The following is a 19,528-nucleotide window of genomic DNA, read 5'->3' as shown; positions in this document are numbered from 1 at the left end:
GCGGCGCCGCTTTAGCGCCTCGACACAAACCTGCGGGCGATCGAAGCGCGCGCGATCAGGCGGCGACCGCTTTCCTGATCCAGACCTTGTTGTCGTGGAAAGCGGCGCCGCCGATCGGCGCGATGGTGTCCGCGCCGGTCAACATGTTGATGCCGCGGTTGCCGATATGGTTCTTGTTGGGATGAACGGACTCGGCGATCAACACGCCGCGCCGCACGCCCTCGAACAGCGTGGCGATCAGCGTGGTCTCGCCGCGGGTGTTGCCGAGCGTCACGGCATCGCCATGGGCGATGTCGAGCGCGGCCGCATCCAGGGGATGGATCATCACGCTCGCCTTGCCCTCGCGCGCCTGGGAGGACGGCGTCTCGTTGAAGGTGGTGTTGAGGAAGCTGCGCGACGGGCTCGTAGCAAGCCGGAACGGATGGGCCTGGTCGGAATGCTCGATCACCGCCCAATGGTCCGGCAGCGACGGCATCTTGTCGAAGTCACCCATCTTCTGGCCGAACGGCGGATGCGCCCAATCGGCCTTGAAGTGGAATTTCCTGTCGGCATGGGCGAAGCCGTCGAGATAATGCGAGGTGCGGAAGTCCGGCTGCAGGTCGCGCCAGAGATCGGCTTCGAGGCCGGCAATGTCGCCGTGGCTGCTCAGCTTCAGCGTCGCGTCGATCAACTCGCGCGGCGTCAGTTCGAACCCCGGATGCCTGGCGCCAAGCCGCGGCGCCAGCGCCTGCAAGACCTCGTGGTTGGAGCGGCATTCGCCAGGCGGGTCGATCAGCTTCGGGCCGACCGAGATGTGCTGGTGGCCGCCGCCGTAATAGAGATCGTCATGTTCCATGAACATTGTCGCCGGCAGCACGATGTCGGCCATCTCGGCCGTCTCGGTCATGAACTGCTCGTGCACCGCGACAAACAGATCCTCGCGCGCAAAACCCTGGCGGACCAATGCTTGCTCCGGCGCCACCGTCATCGGGTTTGTGTTCTGGATCAGCAGCGCCTTGACCGGACCCTTGCCGTGCAGGGCCTTGGAATCGCCGGTGAGGATGCGGCCGATCTGCGACTGGTCGAGCGCGCGGATAGTTGGGTCGATGGCGTCGTGACCTTCGATGATGGATTCGTTGAAGTGCCACAGCGCGTAATTGTTGAAGAAGGCGCCGCCGCCTTCATATTGCCAGGCGCCGGTCACCGTGGGAACGCAGTTCGCGGCGTGCATCTGCGCCGCGCCATTCCGCGAGCGGGTGAAGCCGTAGCCGAGCCGGAAGAAGGTCCGCTTGGTCTCGCCGACCAGTTTGGCAAAAGCCTCGATCTCCGCTACCGGCACGCCCGAGATCGCGGACGCCCATTCGGGGTTACGCGTCTTCAGATGCGCCTCGAGCTCGCCGGGGCAATCGGTGTACTTGTCCATATAGGCGCGATCGGCATAGCCGTCGCGGAACAGGACATGCATCACGCCGCAGGCGAACGCGCCGTCGGTGCCGGGCCGCAGGATGATCTTGATATCCGCCTGCTTCATGGTCTCGTTGTCGTAGATGTCGACGGCCGCGATCTTGGCGCCGCGCTCCTTCCGCGCACGGGCGGCGTGCGTCATCACGTTGACCTGCGTGTTCACGGGGTTGGTGCCCCAGATCACCACGAGATCGGACAGCGCCATCTCGCGCGGATCGACGCCGGCGATCTTGCCGGTGCCGATCGCGAACCCGATGCGGCCGACATTGGCGCAGATGGTCTGATAGAACCGCGAATATTTCTTCACATGGGTGAGGCGGTTGAGGCCGTCGCGCATCACCAGCCCCATCGTGCCGGCGTAATAATAGGGCCAGATTGAGTTCGCGCCGAATTCGCGCTCGGCCTGGTTGAAGCGATCCGCGATCTCGTCCAGCGCCTCATCCCAGCTGATCCGGGCGAATTGGCCGGAGCCCTTCGCACCCGTTCGGCGCAGCGGATACATCAGCCTTTCGGGATGATGGATGCGCTCGGCGTAACGGGCAACCTTGGCGCAGACCACGCCGGCCGTATAGGTCTGCTTTTTCGAACCCCGGACACGACCGATGCTGCGTCCCTCGACCACCTCGACATCGAGGGCACAGGCCGACGGGCAATCATGCGGACAGGTCGAATGGCGGATTTCGATGTTGGCGTGCTGGTTCATGTCCAATTTGGTAACACCAAAATACCCCTCGGCCGAGGGTATTTATCCGGCAACGCCCATGCGATTTGCTCAGACCGCGTGCGCTGCCGGTTCCTGCCGCGACTGCGAAAGGCCGCGTCGCCACACCGAAAACCGCAGGATATTCCAGGCGCCATCGGCCTTGTGAGGCGTCGACAGTCCGCCTCCCCTGCCGCTACAGTGCCGGCCAACAAGAACGACATCAGGGAGGTGGGTGTGACGGCCCGACAATTCATGCTGGCGCTGGCCGCCGGCCTGCTCAGCGCATGCTCCGCAGCCCCGTCCCTGGCGCAAGACTATCCCAACCATGCGGTCCGGATCGTCGTGCCCTTCGGCGCCGGCGGGCCGGCCGATGTCGCGGCCCGGCAGATCGGCAATGCGCTCCAGGAGAGTTTTGGCCAGCCCTTCGTGATCGAGAACCGCACCGGCGCGGGCGGCGTCATCGGCACGGTCGAAGCGGCGAAGTCGCCGGCCGACGGCTACACGCTGTTGATGATGTCCAACACCCAGACAGCGAACGAATCCCTGCTGACGCCGGACAAGCGCAAATACGAGCTGATGCGCGACCTCGCGCCGATCGCACCGGTGAACGCTTCCGATCTCGTCATCGTGGTGAACCCGCAAGTTCCAGCGAAGACGCTGCAGGAGTTCGTCGCGCTCACCAAGTCGCAACCGGGCAAGTTGAACTACGCCTCCTCCGGCCAGGGCACGCCCTATCACATGGCCGGCGAGCTGTTCAAAGCCATGGCCGGTATCGATCTCGTCCACGTCCCCTACCGCAACAGTGGCGAGGCGCGCAGCGGCGTGATCGGCGGGCAGGTGCAGATGATGATCGACGCGGTGCCGGCGATGGCGCCGAACATCGGCGAGAACCAGGTCCGCGCGCTCGCGACCACCGGCAAGCAGCGCTCCGCCGTGCTACAGAGCGTGCCGACAGCGATCGAGGCGGGCGTCGCAGGGTATGAAGCCACGATCTGGCTCGGCCTGATGGCTCCGGCCGGCACGCCGAAGCCCGTGATCGACAAGCTCAATGCCGCCGTGACCGCAATGGTGAAGCGGCCCGACATCGTCAAGCTCTGGACTGCGCAGGGCGCGGTGCCGATGTCGATGACGCCGGAGGAATTCGACAAATTCCTGCGCGGCGACATCGAGAAGTGGGCCGACGTGGTCAAAAAGTTCGACAAGTCCTGAGACCGTAGAGCGACAATGCCCAGCATTCAATTCCAGCTCAACGGCACGGCCGCGGCCGTGGATGCCGATCCGGATCAGACGCTGCTCGACGTGCTGCGCAGCCGGCTCGGCATTACAAGTCCGCATTTCGGCTGCGGAGCCGGCGAGTGCGGCGCCTGCCAGGTCATGGTCGGCGACCGCGCGATGGCCTCGTGCGACCTGCCGATGTGGTCGGTCGCGGACAAGGACGTCGTCACGGTGGAAGGCCTCGGCACAGTGGACGCACCGCATCCGCTGCAACGCGCCTTTATATCCGAGCAGGCGATGCAGTGCGGCTATTGCGTCTCGGGAATCCTGATCAGCGCGGCGGCGCTACTGAAGCGCAATCCGTCGCCGACGGAGGCCGAGGTGAAAGCGGCGCTTGATCGTAATCTGTGCCGCTGCGGATCGCACAACCGCATGGTCCGGGCCGTGCTGCGGGCGGCCTCGGAGATGGCGACATCATGAGTGCGCCGTCCCTTGCCCCGACACTGCCGGTCAGCCTTGCGGCCAATCCCAAGCTGTCATCCTGGGTGAAGCTCATCGGCGAAGGCCGCGTGGCGATCTCGCCCGGCAAGGTCGAGATCGGCCAGGGCATCGTCACGGCCCTGGCGCAGATCGCAGCCGACGAACTCGACGTCGATATTGGCCGGATCGAGATGATCCGCGCTTCCACGGCGGCAAGCCCGAACGAGGGCGTCACCTCGGGCAGCCTTTCGATCCAGCAGTCCGGCCGCGCACTGCGCCATGCATGTGCCGAAATCCGCCAGCGCTTCCTCGCCGTGGCATCCGAACGTCTCGGCGTCGATGCGTCGATGCTCGAGATCGATGACGGCACGATCTCGGGCCCCGGCAATATCAGAACCAGCTATTGGGAGTTGGCCGGTGACGTCTCGCTCGACCACGACGCCAATCCTGGCGCGACAGCGAAAATTGTCGCCAAACGCACCGTCGCCGGACATTCGGTCCAGCGCGTCGACATTCCCGACAAGGTGTTTGCGCGGCCGCGCTTTATCCATGACTGCCCGCTGCCGGACTTGCTGCACGGACGCGTGCTGCGGCCGGACATCTCGGGCGCCAGGCTGATCGCGCTCGACGAAACGGCGACGCGAGCCGTTCCCGGCCTCGTCGCGATCGTCTGCGACGGCGGCTTTGCCGGGGTGGTTGCCGACAGCGAGACAGCGGCGGAAGCCGCGCTGAAAGCCTTGCGCAAGGGGGCGACATGGTCGGCCGGCGAGCCGCTACCCGATGAAGATGATCTCGCCGGGTTCCTGATGAGCCAGCCGGTCGAGACCACTGTCATCGACACCAGGACCACTGCAGCAACGATAACGAAAGCTGCTCGCACCCTCCGCCGGCAATACATCCGTCCCTACATCGCGCATGCCTCGATCGCTCCATCCTGCGCCATGGCCCGATGGGACGGCGATCGTGTCCATGTCTGGACGCACAGCCAGGGCGTCTATCTGCTGCGGGCCGACCTCGCGATTGTGCTCAAGCTGCCGGCACAAAATATCGTCGTCGAGCACATGGAAGGCGCGGGCTGCTACGGACACAATGCCGCCGATGACGTCGCGCTCGATGCCGTGCTGCTGGCGAAAGCGGCCGGCGGCCGTCCGGTGCGGGTGCAGTGGTCGCGCCACGACGAGATGGCCCACGCGCCGTTCGGCGCGGCGATGGCGATCGAGATCGAGGCCGATCTCGATGCGGACAACGAGATCGTCGGTTGGCGCCATGCGATCTGGAGCAACGGCCACGCGGCGCGGCCGGGGCGCGCGGCGCAGCCCGCGCTGCTTGCCGCAAGCGAAATTGCGAACTCCTGGCCGCGGATGGTCTCGACCAATCCGCCCGCGGCCAATGGCGGCGGCGGCGACCGCAACTCCGTTCCGCTCTACGACCTCCCGGGCTGGACGATCACGAGCCACCGGCTCCTGACCATGCCGGTGCGGACCTCGGCGCTGCGGACGCTTGGCGGACAAGGCAATGTGTTCGCCATCGAGTCCCTGCTCGACGAGATCGCCACCCTGCGCAGCGAAGACCCGATCGCGTTCCGCCTGCGTCATCTGCGCGACGAACGGGCAAAGGAGGTCATTCGCGCGGCGGCACGACGTGCGCAGTGGAAACGGCAGAAGCAGGCCGGCATCGGTCATGGCGTCGGCTTTGCCCGCTACAAGAACACGGGGGCCTATTGCGCCGCGATTGCGGAGATCGAAGGCACTGATGACATCCGCGTCAAGCGGCTGACGCTTGCGGTCGATGTCGGCGAGGCCATCAATCCCGACGGCGTCATCAACCAGATCGAGGGGGGCGCGATCCAGGCGACGAGCTGGGTGCTGAAGGAACGCGTCCGCTTCGACCGCACGCGCATCACATCGACGTCCTGGACCGACTATCCGATCCTCACCTTCAGCGAGGTGCCAATGGTGGATGTCGAGATTGTCCAGCGGCCGGAGATCGAGCCGGTCGGCGCCGGCGAGGCCGCCCACGGCCCGGTGACGGCGGCGATCGCGAATGCCGTTTACGATTGCCTCGGCGTGCGCGTGCGCGACCTGCCGATCACCCGCGACAAGATCATTGCAGCCATGGAGCAGGCGTCGTGACGACAGTGAGCATTTTGAGTGGAGGCGCGGCGCAAGGCCTGGTGCGCGGCCTCAGCGATCCCTTCAAGACGCAGACCGGCTTCGGCATCGACGGCGAGTTCGGCGCGGTCGGCATCATGGCCGACAAGCTGCGCGCGGGAACGGCGGCCGATCTCGTGATCCTGACGCAGGCGCTGCTTGCAAAGCTTGCCGAGGAGACGCTCGTCGTGCCCTCCTCGATCTCGGATGTCGGGCGGGTCGAGACCGCGCTGGCGGTCCGCAGCCGCGATCCCAAGGTGACCGTGAAGACCGAGACCGATTTGCGCGAGGTACTGCGCAGCGCCGACGCGATCTACGTCCCTGATACGAAAGCCTCGACGGCGGGACAGCACGTCGCAAAGGTGCTGGATCAGCTCGGCATCGCCTATGAGGTCGCTTCGCGCCTCAAGATCTTTCCCAACGGCGCGACGGCGATGCGGGAGCTGGCGTCGTCCACTGCGACGCGTCCGATCGGCTGCACACAGGCGACCGAGATCATCGCGACCGACGGCATCATGCTGTCGGGAGCGCTGCCGCCGGGCTGCGAGCTCGTGACGATGTACACGGCCGGCGTGACCACGCGTACCGCACATCCGCAAGAGGCGGCCGCGCTGATCGCGTTGCTGACCGGCGCAGACCGCAAGGATCTGCGCCAGCGCGCAGGCTTCACCGGCTAGATAGCCGCCCTATGTGTGCAACTGGGTGAGGCCGGTCGGCGGTCCGTCCACGGCGGTCCAGCCACCATCGACGAACAGCGTGCTGCCGCTGACATAGCTCGCGGCGTCCGAGGCGAGATAGGCGACGGCGGTAGCGACCTCGTCGGCGCTGCTCCAGCGGTTGAACACGGTATGGCCGGCGTAGAGATTGTAGATGTCGGGGCGCTGCTTGAACGGGCCGGTCAGCGCGGTCTCGGCAATGCTCGGCGCAATCGCGTTGACGCGCACGCCGGAGCGTCCGACCTCGGACGCAAAGCCCTTCACCAGCAGGCCGATGGCTGCCTTGGTCGAGCCGTAGACGCCGAGACCCGGCTCGATGGTCACCGCGCGCACCGAGGAGCAGGCGATGATGCTGCCGCCCTTCTGCTCGACCATGATGCGGCCGAAGGCCTGGAAGAACCAGACCGTGCCCTTGATGTTGAGGTTGAGAACGCGGTCGAGATCCTCCTCGGTGTAGTCGAGGATGGTCTTGCGGATGTTGAGCCCGGGCGTCGTCACCGCGATGTCGAGCCGCGAAAATTTCTGCATCACGGTCTTGGCCAGCGCGTTGACGTCCGCGGCGCTCGCCGCGTCACACGCAGCCGTCTCGGCCCAGCCGCCCTTCTCACGAATGCCAGCGGCGGTTGCTTCAGCGGCGTCAAGCGCGCGATCGGCGCAGACGACACGGGCGCCGAGCCCGGCCAGCGCCTCGGCCGACGACTTGCCGATGCCCGAGGCAGCGCCCAGCACCACGGCCGTCTTGCCGGTGAGATCGAAGAGCTTGCGATAGTCAGTCACGGATCAATTCTCCCTGCGTTGCTGCTATCCCTTGTAGCCCATCAGCAGGCGGGGCAGCCACAGCGAGAACGCGGGGACGTAGGTCACGAACATCAGAGCTGCAATCAGGGCGGTGTAGAACGGCAGGATGGTGCGCATCACCGCGCCCACCGAGATGCCGCCGATGGCGCAACCCACGAACTGCGTGGTCCCGACCGGCGGGGTGTTCAGCCCGAGGGCGCAGTTGATCAGCATCAGCATGCCGAACTGCACCGGATCCATGCCCGCCTTCATCGCGATCGGCAGGAAGATGGGCGTGCAGATCAAGATGGTCGCGGCCATGTCCATGAACGTGCCCAGCACGAACAGGATGACGTTGATGAGCAGGAAGATGACCCAGGGCTGCGTCGAGACCCTGCTCATCATCTCGCCGGCGAAGTCGGCGACCTCGTAAAGCCCCATCAAATACTGGAACATGGTGGAGACGCCGATCAGCAGCAGCACCACCCCCGTCGTCTTCACCGCCTTGGCCGCAGCGCGCAGGAAGTTCGGCAAGGTCATGGTGCGGTAGATGAAGAACGTCAGCAGGATCGTGTAGGTGACCGCGACGGCCGCGGATTCGGTTGCCGTGAAGACGCCGGACAGGATGCCCGCCAGGATGATACCGACGATCAGAAGGCCGGGCAGAGCGGCCGCGAACGAACGGAAAACCGCGGGCCAGCCCGGGAATTTGCCGGCCGGATAGCCGCGCTTCACCGCGACCGCGTAAGCGGCGACCAGCATGCATACCATCAGCACCAGCGCCGGCAGGAGGCCGGCGGCGATCAGCGCACCGATCGAGACCTTGCCGCCGGCGGCGAGCGCATAGATGATCATGTTGTGACTGGTCGGCATCAGCGCTCCGACCAGCGAGGCATGGGTGGTGACGTTGACGGCGTAGTCGGTGTCGAAACCTTCCTTCTTCATCATGGGGATCATCACCGCCCCCATCGCCGACACGTCGGCCACGGGCGAACCGGACACGCCGCCGAACAGCGTGCAGGCGACCACGTTCGACATGCCGAGCCCGCCGCGGATGTGTCCGACGAGATTCTTGGCGAGCTGCACGATCTTGTCGGCGACGCCGCCATGCAGCATCAGCTCACCGCTGAAGACGAAGAACGGGATGGCGAGGAAGGAGAAGATGTTCATCCCCGACATCATCTGCTGGAAAATGACGGCGACCGGGAGGCCTTCGTAGAGGATGGTGCAAATCGCCGACAGGCCGATCGCGAAGGCGACCGGGACGCCGAGGACGAGAAAGCCGAAGAAAGTGGCGCCGAGAATGATCAATTCCATGAGGGGACGACCTCTTCGCCGCGCAGGAGGGCGATGATGTGCTCGATTGAAAAGGAGACGATCAGGACGCCGGATGCGATCAGCGGCACGTAGCGGATGACCTCGGGCAGCCCGAGATTGGGGATCTTCACCGTTCCGACCGAGGCTCCGAGGATCCAGCCGTTGTAGGCCATCGCGACGCCGAACCCGGCCACCAAAACGTGGATGACAAGCTCGATTTTCTCTCGCGCCTGGTCCGGCAGCATCACCAGCAAGCTGTCCATGCCGATATGCCCGGCATCGCGCACGCCGACGGCGGCGCCGATCAACGTGACATAGAGGATCAGAACCAATGCAAGGTTCTCCGTCCAGGTCGGGCTGGAATTGAGCACGTAGCGTCCGAACACCTGGTAGAAGACGATGGTGACGATGACGAGCAGTCCGGTCACCGACAGATACATCCCTAGCCGAGCGAGGGGAGCATTGATCCGGGACAGCAAGCCGGTGGACGGGCGTCCGGCTACGTCCAGTTCGTGGTCTGCGACGTGAGGGTCTGTCATCCGGGTCTCCTTGCAAGTCTCCTTGCGCGCCTCCACTGCGTCGGGGGGGGGGGGGGGCGGGGGGCGCCCCCCCCCCCCCCCCCCGCCACAATTTTTGCGTGAAGACGATCCGTTTTCGCCGACGCCTCGGCGAATTGAAACTGTGCGAAGCCGCGTGCATCCGTCGATGACGAGAATGTTATCCGTCATCGCCACGGAGGGAATTCGCGATGCGCAGCCGCGGCTTGCGGGCAAGGCGCACCTTCCGAAAATTTCGATGCCGGGCAATTGTGATCTATCTCGCTCGTGACAGGCGTGATCGCGCCTAGGCTGCAAACCCCAGCGCGAGAAACTTTAGCCCGATCTGTTTCATTCGACTTTTCAGGAAGGTGTTTCAATGAGCAGCCGTCACGCAATTGTTCCGCGCGGTCTGAACGCAACGCGTTCGCCGCTTTCGCAAGGCCGCTTCGGCCGCATGTTCCGCAAGCTCGCACCGGCCAAATTCGGCCCGAACGATTCCGACAATTTCGCAAACCTGTCGGCGCTCGCCGACAAGATGGTCGCCGATTTCGACGGGCCGAAGGACGGGCCGGACGCGGAAGAGAGCGGCATTCCCTCGCTTTACACCTATTTCGGCCAGTTCATCGACCACGACATCACCTTCGATCCGGTCAGCTCGCTGACCAAGCAGCAGGATCCCGACGGGCTCGTCGATTTCCGCACGCCGTCGCTCGACATGGACAATCTCTATGGCCGCGGTCCGAACGACCAGCCCTATATGTATGACGGTATCAAGTTCCGGCTCGGCGAGAAGGTCACCGGCGCCGGCGTGCCCGACGCAGTCGACCTGCCGCGCTTCAAGGGCCGCGCGCTGATCGGCGATCCTCGCAACGACGAGAACAGCATCGTATCGCAATTCCAGGCCTTGATGCTGCGCTTTCACAACCGCATGGTCGACGACAATGACAGCCTGTCGTTCGAGGACGTGCAGCAGCGTGTTCGATTCCACTATCAGTATGTGGTGCTGAACGACTTCCTGCCGCGCATCGTCCACGCCAGCGTGCTGGACGAACTCAAGACCGCAGGTCAATACGACCGCAGCAAGCTCGCTTACTACCATTGGAAGACCTATCCGTTCATGCCGGTCGAGTTCTCGGTCGCGGCCTACCGGCTCGGGCACTCCATGATCCGCCCCGGCTACCGGCTGAACGACGCGGCCAACATGCTGCTGCAGATCTTTCCCGATCCCAACAATCCCGACCAAAACGCACTGACCGGCTTCCGTGCGATGGGACCGGGACGCGCCATGGATTGGGGTCGCTTCATCGATCTCGACACGCGCCCCTATGGCGTCGAGGACGACGACACCAATCCCGACAACAAGAGGCGGCTGCAGTTCGCCTATCGCATCGATTCCTCGCTGGTCGACCCGCTGCGCAAGCTGCCGCCGGAAGTCGCCTCCAACCCGGCCTCGCTCGCGCTGCGCAATCTCGAGCGCAGCTGGCGGCTCGGACTGCCGTCGGGCCAGGCCGTCGCCAGGGCGATGAACCTGACGCCGCTGGCCGACGACGAGATCATCATCGGCAAGGCCGTCGACGAGCCCGGCGCGGGCGATCCGCAGGTCAAGATCGCGACCATCGCGAACGGCGTGTTCGCCGGCAACTGTCCGCTGTGGGCCTACATCCTGGCCGAGGCGCGGCAAAACGCGACGGACATGGCAATCTCCGCCACCGGCGGGCCCGCCACGGTCAAGACACCGCAGCTCGGACCGGTCGGCGGTCGTATCGTCGCCGAGGTCTTCCTCGGCATGATGTTCGGAGACAATTCCTCCGTGCTGTCGCTCGACCCGCAATGGACGCCGGTGACCGGCTCCGGCTTCGCACTGAAAGACCTCGTCGCCTACGCACTCGGCCAGGGCGATCCGCTGCATTGAGCGGGTGACGGACGATGATGCAAGGCCGCTCGTGTCATGCGAGCGGCCTTGTGGCCCACTCGCCTCGACGGGCGGGCGGACGGGTCCTGGCAGGCGTGCTTCCCTAACGCAAATCCGTCCGCTTCCTGTTGACTCGCATCGCGAATGGAGAAATCCTTCAGCAACGCAATTGCCATTGCCAATCTCAGCAGTACGAATTTCGGCGCCCTCGGTTTTATCGGCGCCATCCGACCAGATTTATTCTGAACAGAAAATGGAGGGGCTGATGCGCGCGCTCGCCTTGAGAACCGTCTCACTTCTCGCCCTCGCTGCTCTGGGTTCGATTTTCGGCACGCCTGCCGCACGCGCGGAGGACGGGACCGACGAGCAATTTGGCAAGGTGCACTTCCAGACTTCCTGCAACGAGGTGGCGCAGCGCCGGTTCGATCGCGGGATGCGTTATCAGCACTCGTTCTGGTACCGGCCCGCAAAAGAGATTTTCGAGGAGACGCTGCAGGCTGATCCGGAATGCGCGATCGCCTATTGGGGCATTGCCCTGAGCCTGCTGTACAATCCGCATTTTCCCGCGCCGAAGGAAAACCTTACCGCAGGCCTCGTCGCGCTGCAGAAGGCCAAGGCACTCGGCGCCAAGAGCGAACGCGAACGCGACTATATCGACGCGCTGCTGGCCTTCTATTCGGGCGACGAGAAGACGACGTTTGGCCAGCGGGCGCAGGCCTATCTCAAGGCAACCGAAGCCGTCGCCGCGCGCTATCCCGATGATGACGAGGCGCAGATCGCCTACGCCATCACGCTGAATGTCGCGGCGTCACCAAACGACAAGACCTATGCCAACCAGCTCAAGGGCGCTGCTATCCTGGAGCCGATCTTCAAGCGCCAGCCGCGGCATCCCGGCGTTGCGCATTACCTGATCCACCTCTATGACTATCCGGCGATCGCAGACCAGGGACTCGACGCTGCCAAGCGCTATTCCGAGATCGCGCCGGCGGCACCGCACGCCTTGCATATGCCGTCGCACATCTTCACGCGCGTCGGTTACTGGAACGAATCCATCGACGCCAATAGCCGTTCTGCCAAGGCTGCCAAGGAGGGCAAGGACCCCAGCGAGCAGCTGCATGCCGACGACTATATGGTCTACGCCCTGCTCCAGCTCGCGCAGGACAGCCGAGCCAGCGACGTCATCGCGGACATGATTGCGACCACGGGCTATGCGCCGGCCGTCCGCGCCGGTCCCTACGCGATAGCGGCCAGCCAGGCGCGCTATATGGTCGAGCGCGGCGATTGGCAGGGCGCTGCTGCGCTGAAGGTCGAGCCGAGCCGGTTTGCCTATGTCGATGCCATCACCTATTTCGCACGCGCCCTTGGCGCCGCGCGCTCCGGCAATGCAGACGCAGCAACTCCGGACATCGCCAAGCTGGCGGAGTTGCGGGACAAGCTGCAGCAGGACAAGGACGCCTATTGGACCGAAATCGTGGACATTCAGCGGCAGGTCGCCACAGCCTGGCAGCTCAACGCCCAGGGAAAACAGGCGGATGCGCTGGAAGCGATGCGCCTTGCCGCCGATGCCGAAGACAAGACCGAAAAATCCATCGTGACGCCGGGCCCGCTTGCTCCGGCACGCGAGCTTTACGGGACCATGCTGCTCGAACGCGGCATGGCGACGGAGGCATTGGCCGCGTTTGAAAGCACCATGCGCAAGGAGCCGAACCGCTTTGGCGCGACCATCGGCGCCGCTCACGCGGCCGAGAAAGCGGGGGATACTGTGAAGGCCCGCCAGTACTACGCCAAAGTCGTCGAAACGGCGAGAAATGGCGACTCATCGCGGCAAGACCTCGCGGCCGCACGAAAGTTGATGGCTCAGAATTAGCAAAGGTGCCGCGGCAGCTTCCATGCGCCTGATAAGCAAATTCGTTGCAATCAGCGTAGCCTTTGCGCTGCTCTGCGCTGCTGCAGCGTTCTGGATATCGCGATCCGGTGAACCGGCACGCGCAACAGCGGCCTCCGGGGAGGTCCGCCCGGTGTGGGCGGAAATCGACTGGCCTTTCGGAGCGGATCCCTGGGGGAAAGGAAAGGCGTTTCGCTGCAAGGCCGAAGATTGCGGCGGCGAGGTCCAGCTCTACGTTCGCGCCAAGCTCGGCTTTTGCAATTGCGCCACCGGCGTTGCCGACGACGGCGACCTCGAACAGATGGGCGACCTGGCGCTGATTGGGAAGGCAACGCCGACGGCTGCCGGCCGGGCGATCGTCGTCGGTCCAATGCGCGGCCGCAGCCGGGCCTATCGCGTTGAGGGAAACCCCAAGGCCGCGCTCTCACTCGCCTTCAATCAACGCTGCGACATGGTAGCCGCGACGGCTTTGCTCGCACCGGGCGCGGCCGCGTCACTGGAGCCGGCGGTGCTGTCATTCCTCAATAGCGACCGCATGCTGAAATGGGCCGAGATCGCGCTTGGGTTATGACTCAAAGCAATCGGCTTCTGTCGTTCGCAGAACCATAGGACTTCCGAATGTTCTTCAAAGACGGCGTCCTTGGTGAGGTAAGTCGCGGTGGGCCCGCCACGGTCAAGACACCGCAGGACCGGTCGGCGGCCGCATCGTCGCCGAGTCTTCCTTCGGCATGATGTTCGGATATAATTCCTCCGTGCTGTCGCTCGACCCGCAATGGACGCCGGTGACGGCTCCAGCTTCGCGCTGAAGGACCTCGTCGCCTACACGCTCGGCCAGGGCAATCCGCTGCATTGAGCGGATGACGGACGATGTTGAGAGCGACATGAACCCAATCTAATCGCGGAACGCTGGTGTTTGTTTTGTGGTCCATGTTTGCTCTCTGTTTCGGTGCTCTGGCGCTCCATTCAGAGTAGGCGCGTGGTAAGGCCCGAGCCACCCGGGGCCTTTTGCTGAGTAATCCACGTTCGCATCGCTCGCTTCGAGTCAAAAGCGGCGTTAGACGCCGAGTGGTCGAGGTCAGGTTTGCTACGACATGACACGTCTTCGAACGACCTTCGGCTAGCGGTGAGGGCAGCCTCGCTTTAAAAATCAGATGGCGAATGGAAATGACTGCGACTTCTTCAAAACACATGTAGCGAGGGCCGGCCTGGCTTGCACGTTCGGCAAGCCCAGCACGTCAAACGTCACTGCCTCTGGCGACCTATGCGCTTGCAAGCTCGATAGACATCCGATGTGTCTAACCTGTAACAGCATGCCGACGCCAAATGGTGTATCCCGAGCCATTCGTTGAAATGATGGGATTACGCTGATGAAGAAGATCGTTCTGGCTGCGCTCGGCTCTATGCTGCTCAGCACCTCTGCGTTTGCTGCTGATATGGCAGCGCGGACCTACACCAAGGCTCCAGCGATCGCAGCGTCCGTCTACAACTGGGGCGGCTTCTATCTGGGCATCAACGGTGGGGGCGGTTCAGCCCACACCTGCTGGGACGTCACCAACAACGCCGGTGTGCCGGTCGCTCCGGCCGTGGCTGAGGGCTGTCATAACGCAACGGGCGGGACCGTCGGCGGGCAGATTGGGTATCGTTGGCAAGCAACGAACTGGGTGTTCGGCTTGGAAGCCCAGGGTAACTGGGCAGATTTCAAAGGAAGCAATGCCAATCAGTTCGCTGTAATTGGCGCTACTTCCCTTTTCAACGACAACACCAAGATCGATGCCTTTGGGCTGTTCACCGGGCAGGTTGGCTACGCCTGGAATAACGTGCTGCTCTATGCAAAGGGTGGTGCAGCGGTCGCGCACGACAAGTACTCACTCACATTCACGCCTGCCGGAGCAGCCTTTGCAGGCGGCGTGGTGGCAGGCCAGACCCTGTCTTCCGGTTCTGAAACGCGGTGGGGAGGGGTTGTAGGCGCGGGTCTTGAGTTTGGCTTCGCTCCCAATTGGTCGGTCGCAGTCGAATACGATCACCTTTTCATGGGCAGCCGGGACATCTCTCAAAATCTCGTTCTGCCGTTTACTGGCCCATCCAACACACATCGTATCGGCCAGGACATTGATGTCGGAACCGTACGTGTGAACTACACGTTCGGCGGGCCCGTAATCGCGAAGTACTGATCCGGCATTCCTTCCAGTCGACTGGAGCCCGGGCCGCAAGGCTCGGGCTTTTTTCTTTTTGGGACACGCCCTAATTTCTCGGGCCGAGGCCAACCTCCCGCAGCCGCGTCGCGAACCAGCGGGACAGCGGCTGATCGAGGACGCCGCTGACATAGACTTCCGAGATCGCGACATAGTCCTTGTCCAGCACCAGCAGCACGCCGATCCAGAAGGCGAACCAGACATGCGCATCGGTCAGCGCCATCAGCTTGTGCTGGTCGTGGTCGAGCGCGGTGTGGTTGCTCGCCTTGCGGATCTCCACGGTGAGCAAATTGTTCGGGATCTCGCGCTGATGCACGACGACGTCGGGGTAGATCGACTTGCCCAGGTGATCGTCGGTCGAGATGATGGTGCCGTGCGGCAGATGCAGCGTACGCTCGCCGAGCCGGTCGTAGTTGCAATCGACCGACCAGCCGGAGAATTGCTTCTCCAGATGCACAGCGAAGCGGTGCGTGATGGCACGCTCGCCGATGTCCTTCTCGAACAGGAATGCTTCGTTGGCGTAGAAGTCCCGGAGCGCCGCGATCACCTTGTTCAGCTCGGTCTGCATCTTGCCCCCCGGCCCCTCGCGCGCATTCCGATGCGCCGTCACCACCCTCATGGTGAGGAGCGCGGAACGCGCGTCTCGAACCATGAAGGCCCGTATCCCGCCTGTCACCATCCTTCGAGACGCCCGCGTAACGCGGGCTCCTCAGGATGAGGGCCGGAATTCGCGGCGCGATCGACCAGTCCCTACATCTGGACTTCGATCAGCCGTGGTCCGGGCTCGGCGACGGCTTCGGCCAGCGCCTTGTTGAACTCGTCCGCGTTGGTGACGGCGCGGCCGGGCACGCCCATGCCCTTGGCCAGCGCCACGAAATCCAGCGTCGGCCGGTCGAGGCGAAGCATGTCATTGGCGCGCTGGCCGGGTTCGCCGGCGCCGACATTGTCGAACTCGCCGCGCAGGATCTGGTAGATGCGATTGGCGAACACGATGGTGACGATGTTGAGATTTTCGCGCGCCTGCGTCCACAGCGACTGGATCGTGTACATCGCACTGCCGTCGCCGACCATGCAGATCACCTTGCGGTCCGGGCAGGCGATCGCGGCACCGATCGAGAGCGGCGTCGAGAAGCCGATCGAGCCGCCCATGTTCTGGAGCCAGTCGTGCGGCGCGGCAGCCGCCGTCGGCGGGAAGAAGGCGCGGCCGGTGGTCAGCGATTCGTCGACCAGGATCGCGTTCTCGGGAATCGCATAGGCGATCGACTGCGCGATCGAGGCGTGGGTCAGTGCGCCGGTCGGCTTGAGCAGTTCCTGCGCGGCCTGCGGCTTGACGTCCTTTGCGCTGGCCTTCACGGCGCCGGCGAGCGCTTCAAGTGCAGCGACCGAATTCTCACCCCAGGAGGTCATGCGATGCACGTCGCAGCCCTCGGGCTTGAGGATGCTCGGCTTGTTCGGATAGGCGAAGAACGCCACGGGATCGTCGGACTCGACCAGCACGATATGGCGGAACCTCGCCAGCATCTGCAGCGCGTTGTCGATCACGTAATGGATGCGGTCGATCGAGAAGCGACCGCGGCCGCGCGCCATCCTGGGACGGAAGGTCGGGCCCATCACGGTGCAGCCGGTCTTGGCGGCGATACGCTCGGCCAGTGCCAGGCCCTGCTCGCTCAGCGCACTGCCGGTCATCAGCAGCAGCGTGCCCTCGCCGTCGCCGTGCAGGATCTTAGCGGCCTGCTCGACCGCCTGCGGCGAATAGCTCGCCCGCTGCTGCTCGGCCGGAACCTCGGCGATGCCGTCCGCTTCGTTCCAGGCCGTGTCGGCGGGCAGGATCAGGGTCGCGATCTGCGGCGGCGCGCTCTTGGCGGCGGCGATCGCCGCGGCACCGTCGGCGGCGACCGATTTTGAGTTCGGCGAGGTCCGGACCCAGGACGACATCGGCCGGGCCAGGCCCTCGATGTCGGAGGTCAGCGGCGCGTTGTAGCCGATGTGGTAGACGGCGTGCTGGCCGACGATGTTGACGATGCCGGAATTCGCCTTCTTGGCGTTGTGCAGATTGGCAAGGCCGTTGGCGAGGCCGGGACCGAGATGCAGCAGCGTCGAGGCCGGCGTGCCCTTCATGCGGAAATAACCGTCGGCGGCGCCTGTTACCACGCCTTCGAACAGGCCGAGCACGCAGCGCATGCCGGGCACGCGGTCGAGCGCTGCGACAAAATGCATTTCGGAGGTGCCGGGGTTGGAGAAGCAGACGTCGACCCCGCCCTTGACCATCGTCCGCACCAGACTTTCCGCACCGTTCATCCGTCAGCTCCCGCAACCGGCAATGTTCCACAATCCGTGCGATCAATCATTGTTCGCTCGTCTCGTCAAAGCAATAGCCGGCATCGCCGCCCTGCCCCGCGCGGCGATGCGCCGGTTTGGCTAATGATTTCCGGCAACTTGGCGCGGTTGCCGGTTTGGTAACTTCCTTCATTAAGGATGCCTCCCTCACGGGGCCGTGGCTTGCGGAAAGCCCGCAAATATGGCCTGTGACTTCAGTTGAATCGATTTTTTTGCTGGGGGAACTATGATCCGGTATTTTGCCGCGCCGATTGCCGCCATCGCACTGCTGTCGGCCACCGCCGGCGGCGCGTTCGCCGAGGAGTTCGACTCGCGTGACATCATGGGCGGCGGCCCGAATTTCTTCCGCGGCGGCTCGAGCCCGGTCCCCCGCACCACCGTCATGTATAACGGCAATTACGCCCCCGGCACGATCGTGGTGAACACCTCGGAGCGCCGGCTCTATCTGGTGCTTCAGAACGGCCAGGCCCTGCGCTACGGCATCGGCGTCGGCCGCGACGGCTTCCGCTGGGGCGGCGTGCACAGGATCACCGCCAAGAAGGAATGGCCGGACTGGACGCCGCCGTCGCAGATGCTGGCCCGCCGGCCGGACCTGCCGCGTCACATGAAGGGCGGTGTCGAGAATCCGCTTGGCGCGCGCGCGATGTATCTGGGCTCGACGCTCTACCGCATCCACGGCTCCAACGAGCCGGAGACGATCGGCCAGGCGGTGTCCTCGGGCTGCTTCCGCATGACCAACGACGACGTCACCGACCTCTACGGCCGCGTCGGGGTCGGCACCACCGTGGTCGTGCTGAACAACTAGCAGGAACCGGCGGGCCGCGTGGATATGCGGTCTTGTGCGTCGCTTCCGAATACGGCAGCGTCGCCTGGCAATGAGCGCATTGGCCCCGCCTTCGTCCGGCTTTCGCATCGCCCTGCTGGTGCTCGCCACCGCCGCGTTCGTCCCTGACACCGCTACCATCGCCGTCGCGGGCGAATTGCCCGCGATCGCCTCGCGCCAGCGCGCCGAGAAGAAAAGCTTTACCGACGGCGAGATCGTCGATGGCTTTCTGAAGACGGCGTTCGGCGCCGAATACCACCTTGCCGGCCGCGTCGACCGCATCCGCAAGTTCGACGGGCCGGTGCGCGTGTTCGCCGAGAGCGACCGCGCCGACCGCAAGGCGCAGCTTGCAAAGGTCGTGGACGATATCGGCAGGCGCGTGCAGCATCTCGACATCGCCATGATCGACAGTAGCGAGGCCGCGAATGTGCGGGTGAAGCTCGTGCGCGACCGCGATCTGTTCCGCACCATCTCGAGCTTCTACGGTGCGGAGAAGGCCCGCGAGATCCGCACCTCGCTCGATCCGCAATGCCTGTCCGGCTTCCGCAAGAACGACAATTTCGAGATCGAGCATTCCGACGTCATTCTCACCGTCGACAACGGCGATTTCACCTTCCTCGACTGCGCCTATGAGGAGCTGCTGCAATCGCTCGGCCCGATCAACGACACCGCGAGCGTGCCCTGGACCATGTTCAACGACAACGTCTCGATGGGCTATTTCGACGTCTACGACCAGTACATCCTCAACCTGCTGTACGACCCCCGCATCAAGGCCGGCATGACCATACAGGAGGTCAAGGCGGCGCTGCCCGACGTGATCGCCGATGTGCGCATTTGGGTGAAGCGGGTGAACGACCTGAAAGATTAGGCGATGCTTTCCCTCTCCCCTTGCGGGAGAGGGTGGATCGCCGCGGCAGCGGCGAGACGGGTGAGCGACTATCTCTGTTGTCAAGTTGCATTGACGTAGGCGGTGCGCGCATCGCGTGCCTTGGCGTTGAGGCGGACCAGGAGTTTGCGGGCGAGCGCGATGCGAATGACC

General features: G+C 64.3%; 17 protein-coding genes and 1 pseudogene. 11 read left to right on the top strand and 7 right to left on the bottom strand.

Features of this window, described 5'->3' with window-relative positions; translation table 11 throughout:
- Positions 1 to 55: 55 nt before the first annotated feature.
- Positions 56 to 2,146 carry a molybdopterin-dependent oxidoreductase gene (locus tag AC0L3C_RS03240; RefSeq protein ID WP_473407117.1) on the bottom strand — a complete coding sequence of 697 codons (2,091 nt, stop codon included), beginning with the start codon at positions 2,144 to 2,146 and terminating at the stop codon, positions 56 to 58.
- A gap of 252 nt (positions 2,147 to 2,398) precedes the next feature.
- Here AC0L3C_RS03240 and AC0L3C_RS03235 point away from each other — a divergent pair, with 252 nt between their 5' ends.
- Genes AC0L3C_RS03235 through AC0L3C_RS03220 form a run of 4 tightly spaced genes read left to right on the top strand, consistent with a single transcriptional unit; the run spans position 2,399 to position 6,668 of the window.
- Positions 2,399 to 3,355 carry a Bug family tripartite tricarboxylate transporter substrate binding protein gene (locus tag AC0L3C_RS03235; RefSeq protein WP_473407374.1) on the top strand — a complete coding sequence of 319 codons (957 nt, stop codon included), beginning with the start codon at positions 2,399 to 2,401 and terminating at the stop codon, positions 3,353 to 3,355.
- Positions 3,356 to 3,370: 15 nt separating this feature from the next.
- Complete coding sequence (locus AC0L3C_RS03230) at positions 3,371 to 3,841, top strand: (2Fe-2S)-binding protein (RefSeq protein ID WP_473407116.1); 471 nt, start codon at positions 3,371 to 3,373, stop codon at positions 3,839 to 3,841.
- Positions 3,838 to 5,973 carry a xanthine dehydrogenase family protein molybdopterin-binding subunit gene (locus AC0L3C_RS03225; protein ID WP_473407115.1) on the top strand — a complete coding sequence of 712 codons (2,136 nt, stop codon included), beginning with the start codon at positions 3,838 to 3,840 and terminating at the stop codon, positions 5,971 to 5,973. Before AC0L3C_RS03230 ends, AC0L3C_RS03225 begins: the two co-directional genes overlap by 4 nt.
- Positions 5,970 to 6,668 (top strand): molybdate ABC transporter substrate-binding protein, encoded by a 699-nt coding sequence (locus tag AC0L3C_RS03220; protein WP_027519243.1) that lies wholly within the window; start codon positions 5,970 to 5,972, stop codon positions 6,666 to 6,668. Before AC0L3C_RS03225 ends, AC0L3C_RS03220 begins: the two co-directional genes overlap by 4 nt.
- 9 nt (positions 6,669 to 6,677) lie before the next feature.
- Here the strand turns inward: AC0L3C_RS03220 and AC0L3C_RS03215 are convergent, their stop codons facing one another.
- The 3 genes from AC0L3C_RS03215 to AC0L3C_RS03205 are packed head-to-tail and all read right to left on the bottom strand — an operon-like array spanning position 6,678 to position 9,340.
- On the bottom strand, positions 6,678 to 7,484 hold the full coding sequence (locus tag AC0L3C_RS03215; protein WP_027519244.1) for an SDR family NAD(P)-dependent oxidoreductase: 807 nt from the start codon (positions 7,482 to 7,484) through the stop codon (positions 6,678 to 6,680).
- A gap of 24 nt (positions 7,485 to 7,508) precedes the next feature.
- Complete coding sequence (locus AC0L3C_RS03210; protein WP_027519245.1) at positions 7,509 to 8,801, bottom strand: TRAP transporter large permease; 1,293 nt, start codon at positions 8,799 to 8,801, stop codon at positions 7,509 to 7,511.
- The gene (locus AC0L3C_RS03205; RefSeq protein ID WP_027519246.1) at positions 8,792 to 9,340 is read right to left on the bottom strand and encodes a TRAP transporter small permease; all 549 of its coding nucleotides are present in this window, start codon (positions 9,338 to 9,340) and stop codon (positions 8,792 to 8,794) included. The genes AC0L3C_RS03210 and AC0L3C_RS03205 overlap by 10 nt, the downstream gene beginning before the upstream one ends.
- Before the next feature lie 376 nt (positions 9,341 to 9,716).
- On the opposite strand from AC0L3C_RS03205, the gene AC0L3C_RS03200 reads away from it, so the two are divergent.
- The 5 genes and pseudogenes from AC0L3C_RS03200 to AC0L3C_RS03180 all read left to right on the top strand — a co-directional run bounded on the left by AC0L3C_RS03200 (position 9,717) and on the right by AC0L3C_RS03180 (position 15,308).
- The gene (locus AC0L3C_RS03200) at positions 9,717 to 11,252 is read left to right on the top strand and encodes a peroxidase family protein (RefSeq protein WP_473407114.1); all 1,536 of its coding nucleotides are present in this window, start codon (positions 9,717 to 9,719) and stop codon (positions 11,250 to 11,252) included.
- Positions 11,253 to 11,517: 265 nt separating this feature from the next.
- Positions 11,518 to 13,119 carry a hypothetical protein gene (locus tag AC0L3C_RS03195; RefSeq protein WP_473407113.1) on the top strand — a complete coding sequence of 534 codons (1,602 nt, stop codon included), beginning with the start codon at positions 11,518 to 11,520 and terminating at the stop codon, positions 13,117 to 13,119.
- A 22-nt stretch (positions 13,120 to 13,141) separates the two neighbouring features.
- Complete coding sequence (locus AC0L3C_RS03190) at positions 13,142 to 13,708, top strand: hypothetical protein (protein ID WP_473407112.1); 567 nt, start codon at positions 13,142 to 13,144, stop codon at positions 13,706 to 13,708.
- A 115-nt stretch (positions 13,709 to 13,823) separates the two neighbouring features.
- A pseudogene (locus tag AC0L3C_RS03185) lies at positions 13,824 to 13,990 on the top strand (peroxidase family protein); the annotation flags it as partial.
- A 514-nt stretch (positions 13,991 to 14,504) separates the two neighbouring features.
- On the top strand, positions 14,505 to 15,308 hold the full coding sequence (locus AC0L3C_RS03180; RefSeq protein ID WP_473284835.1) for an outer membrane protein: 804 nt from the start codon (positions 14,505 to 14,507) through the stop codon (positions 15,306 to 15,308).
- A 70-nt stretch (positions 15,309 to 15,378) separates the two neighbouring features.
- Here AC0L3C_RS03180 and AC0L3C_RS03175 read toward each other — a convergent pair whose 3' ends face one another.
- The 3 genes from AC0L3C_RS03175 to AC0L3C_RS03165 all read right to left on the bottom strand — a co-directional run bounded on the left by AC0L3C_RS03175 (position 15,379) and on the right by AC0L3C_RS03165 (position 17,799).
- A complete protein-coding gene (locus tag AC0L3C_RS03175; protein ID WP_473265806.1) occupies positions 15,379 to 15,897 on the bottom strand; it encodes a hypothetical protein in 519 nt (172 codons plus the stop codon).
- A 182-nt stretch (positions 15,898 to 16,079) separates the two neighbouring features.
- The gene (locus tag AC0L3C_RS03170) at positions 16,080 to 17,627 is read right to left on the bottom strand and encodes an acetolactate synthase large subunit (protein WP_473265769.1); all 1,548 of its coding nucleotides are present in this window, start codon (positions 17,625 to 17,627) and stop codon (positions 16,080 to 16,082) included.
- Between the two features lie 46 nt (positions 17,628 to 17,673).
- Positions 17,674 to 17,799: a hypothetical protein gene (locus AC0L3C_RS03165; protein WP_473407111.1), complete on the bottom strand. Its 126-nt coding sequence runs from the start codon at positions 17,797 to 17,799 to the stop codon at positions 17,674 to 17,676.
- Between the two features lie 93 nt (positions 17,800 to 17,892).
- Between AC0L3C_RS03165 and AC0L3C_RS03160 the strand changes: the two genes are divergently transcribed.
- Positions 17,893 to 18,471 (top strand): L,D-transpeptidase, encoded by a 579-nt coding sequence (locus AC0L3C_RS03160; protein WP_007596474.1) that lies wholly within the window; start codon positions 17,893 to 17,895, stop codon positions 18,469 to 18,471.
- 70 nt (positions 18,472 to 18,541) lie between these two features.
- A complete protein-coding gene (locus tag AC0L3C_RS03155; RefSeq protein WP_473407110.1) occupies positions 18,542 to 19,357 on the top strand; it encodes a DUF2927 domain-containing protein in 816 nt (271 codons plus the stop codon).
- Positions 19,358 to 19,528: the final 171 nt, after the last annotated feature.

Source organism: Bradyrhizobium sp. WSM4872, from assembly GCF_055811715.1.
The sequence above is the reverse complement of the archived record's forward strand: the minus strand, read 5'-3'. Positions and strand labels throughout refer to the sequence as shown.

Coding starts and splice junctions, on each gene's coding strand:
- AC0L3C_RS03240 (WP_473407117.1), bottom strand. CDS start 2,146: ATGAACCAGCACGCCAACATCGAAATCCGCCATTCGACCTGTCCGCAT.
- AC0L3C_RS03235 (WP_473407374.1), top strand. CDS start 2,399: ATGCTGGCGCTGGCCGCCGGCCTGCTCAGCGCATGCTCCGCAGCCCCG.
- AC0L3C_RS03230 (WP_473407116.1), top strand. CDS start 3,371: ATGCCCAGCATTCAATTCCAGCTCAACGGCACGGCCGCGGCCGTGGAT.
- AC0L3C_RS03225 (WP_473407115.1), top strand. CDS start 3,838: ATGAGTGCGCCGTCCCTTGCCCCGACACTGCCGGTCAGCCTTGCGGCC.
- AC0L3C_RS03210 (WP_027519245.1), bottom strand. CDS start 8,801: ATGGAATTGATCATTCTCGGCGCCACTTTCTTCGGCTTTCTCGTCCTC.
- AC0L3C_RS03205 (WP_027519246.1), bottom strand. CDS start 9,340: ATGACAGACCCTCACGTCGCAGACCACGAACTGGACGTAGCCGGACGC.
- AC0L3C_RS03200 (WP_473407114.1), top strand. CDS start 9,717: ATGAGCAGCCGTCACGCAATTGTTCCGCGCGGTCTGAACGCAACGCGT.
- AC0L3C_RS03195 (WP_473407113.1), top strand. CDS start 11,518: ATGCGCGCGCTCGCCTTGAGAACCGTCTCACTTCTCGCCCTCGCTGCT.
- AC0L3C_RS03190 (WP_473407112.1), top strand. CDS start 13,142: ATGCGCCTGATAAGCAAATTCGTTGCAATCAGCGTAGCCTTTGCGCTG.
- AC0L3C_RS03180 (WP_473284835.1), top strand. CDS start 14,505: ATGAAGAAGATCGTTCTGGCTGCGCTCGGCTCTATGCTGCTCAGCACC.
- AC0L3C_RS03175 (WP_473265806.1), bottom strand. CDS start 15,897: ATGCAGACCGAGCTGAACAAGGTGATCGCGGCGCTCCGGGACTTCTAC.
- AC0L3C_RS03170 (WP_473265769.1), bottom strand. CDS start 17,627: ATGAACGGTGCGGAAAGTCTGGTGCGGACGATGGTCAAGGGCGGGGTC.
- AC0L3C_RS03165 (WP_473407111.1), bottom strand. CDS start 17,799: ATGAAGGAAGTTACCAAACCGGCAACCGCGCCAAGTTGCCGGAAATCA.
- AC0L3C_RS03160 (WP_007596474.1), top strand. CDS start 17,893: ATGATCCGGTATTTTGCCGCGCCGATTGCCGCCATCGCACTGCTGTCG.
- AC0L3C_RS03155 (WP_473407110.1), top strand. CDS start 18,542: ATGAGCGCATTGGCCCCGCCTTCGTCCGGCTTTCGCATCGCCCTGCTG.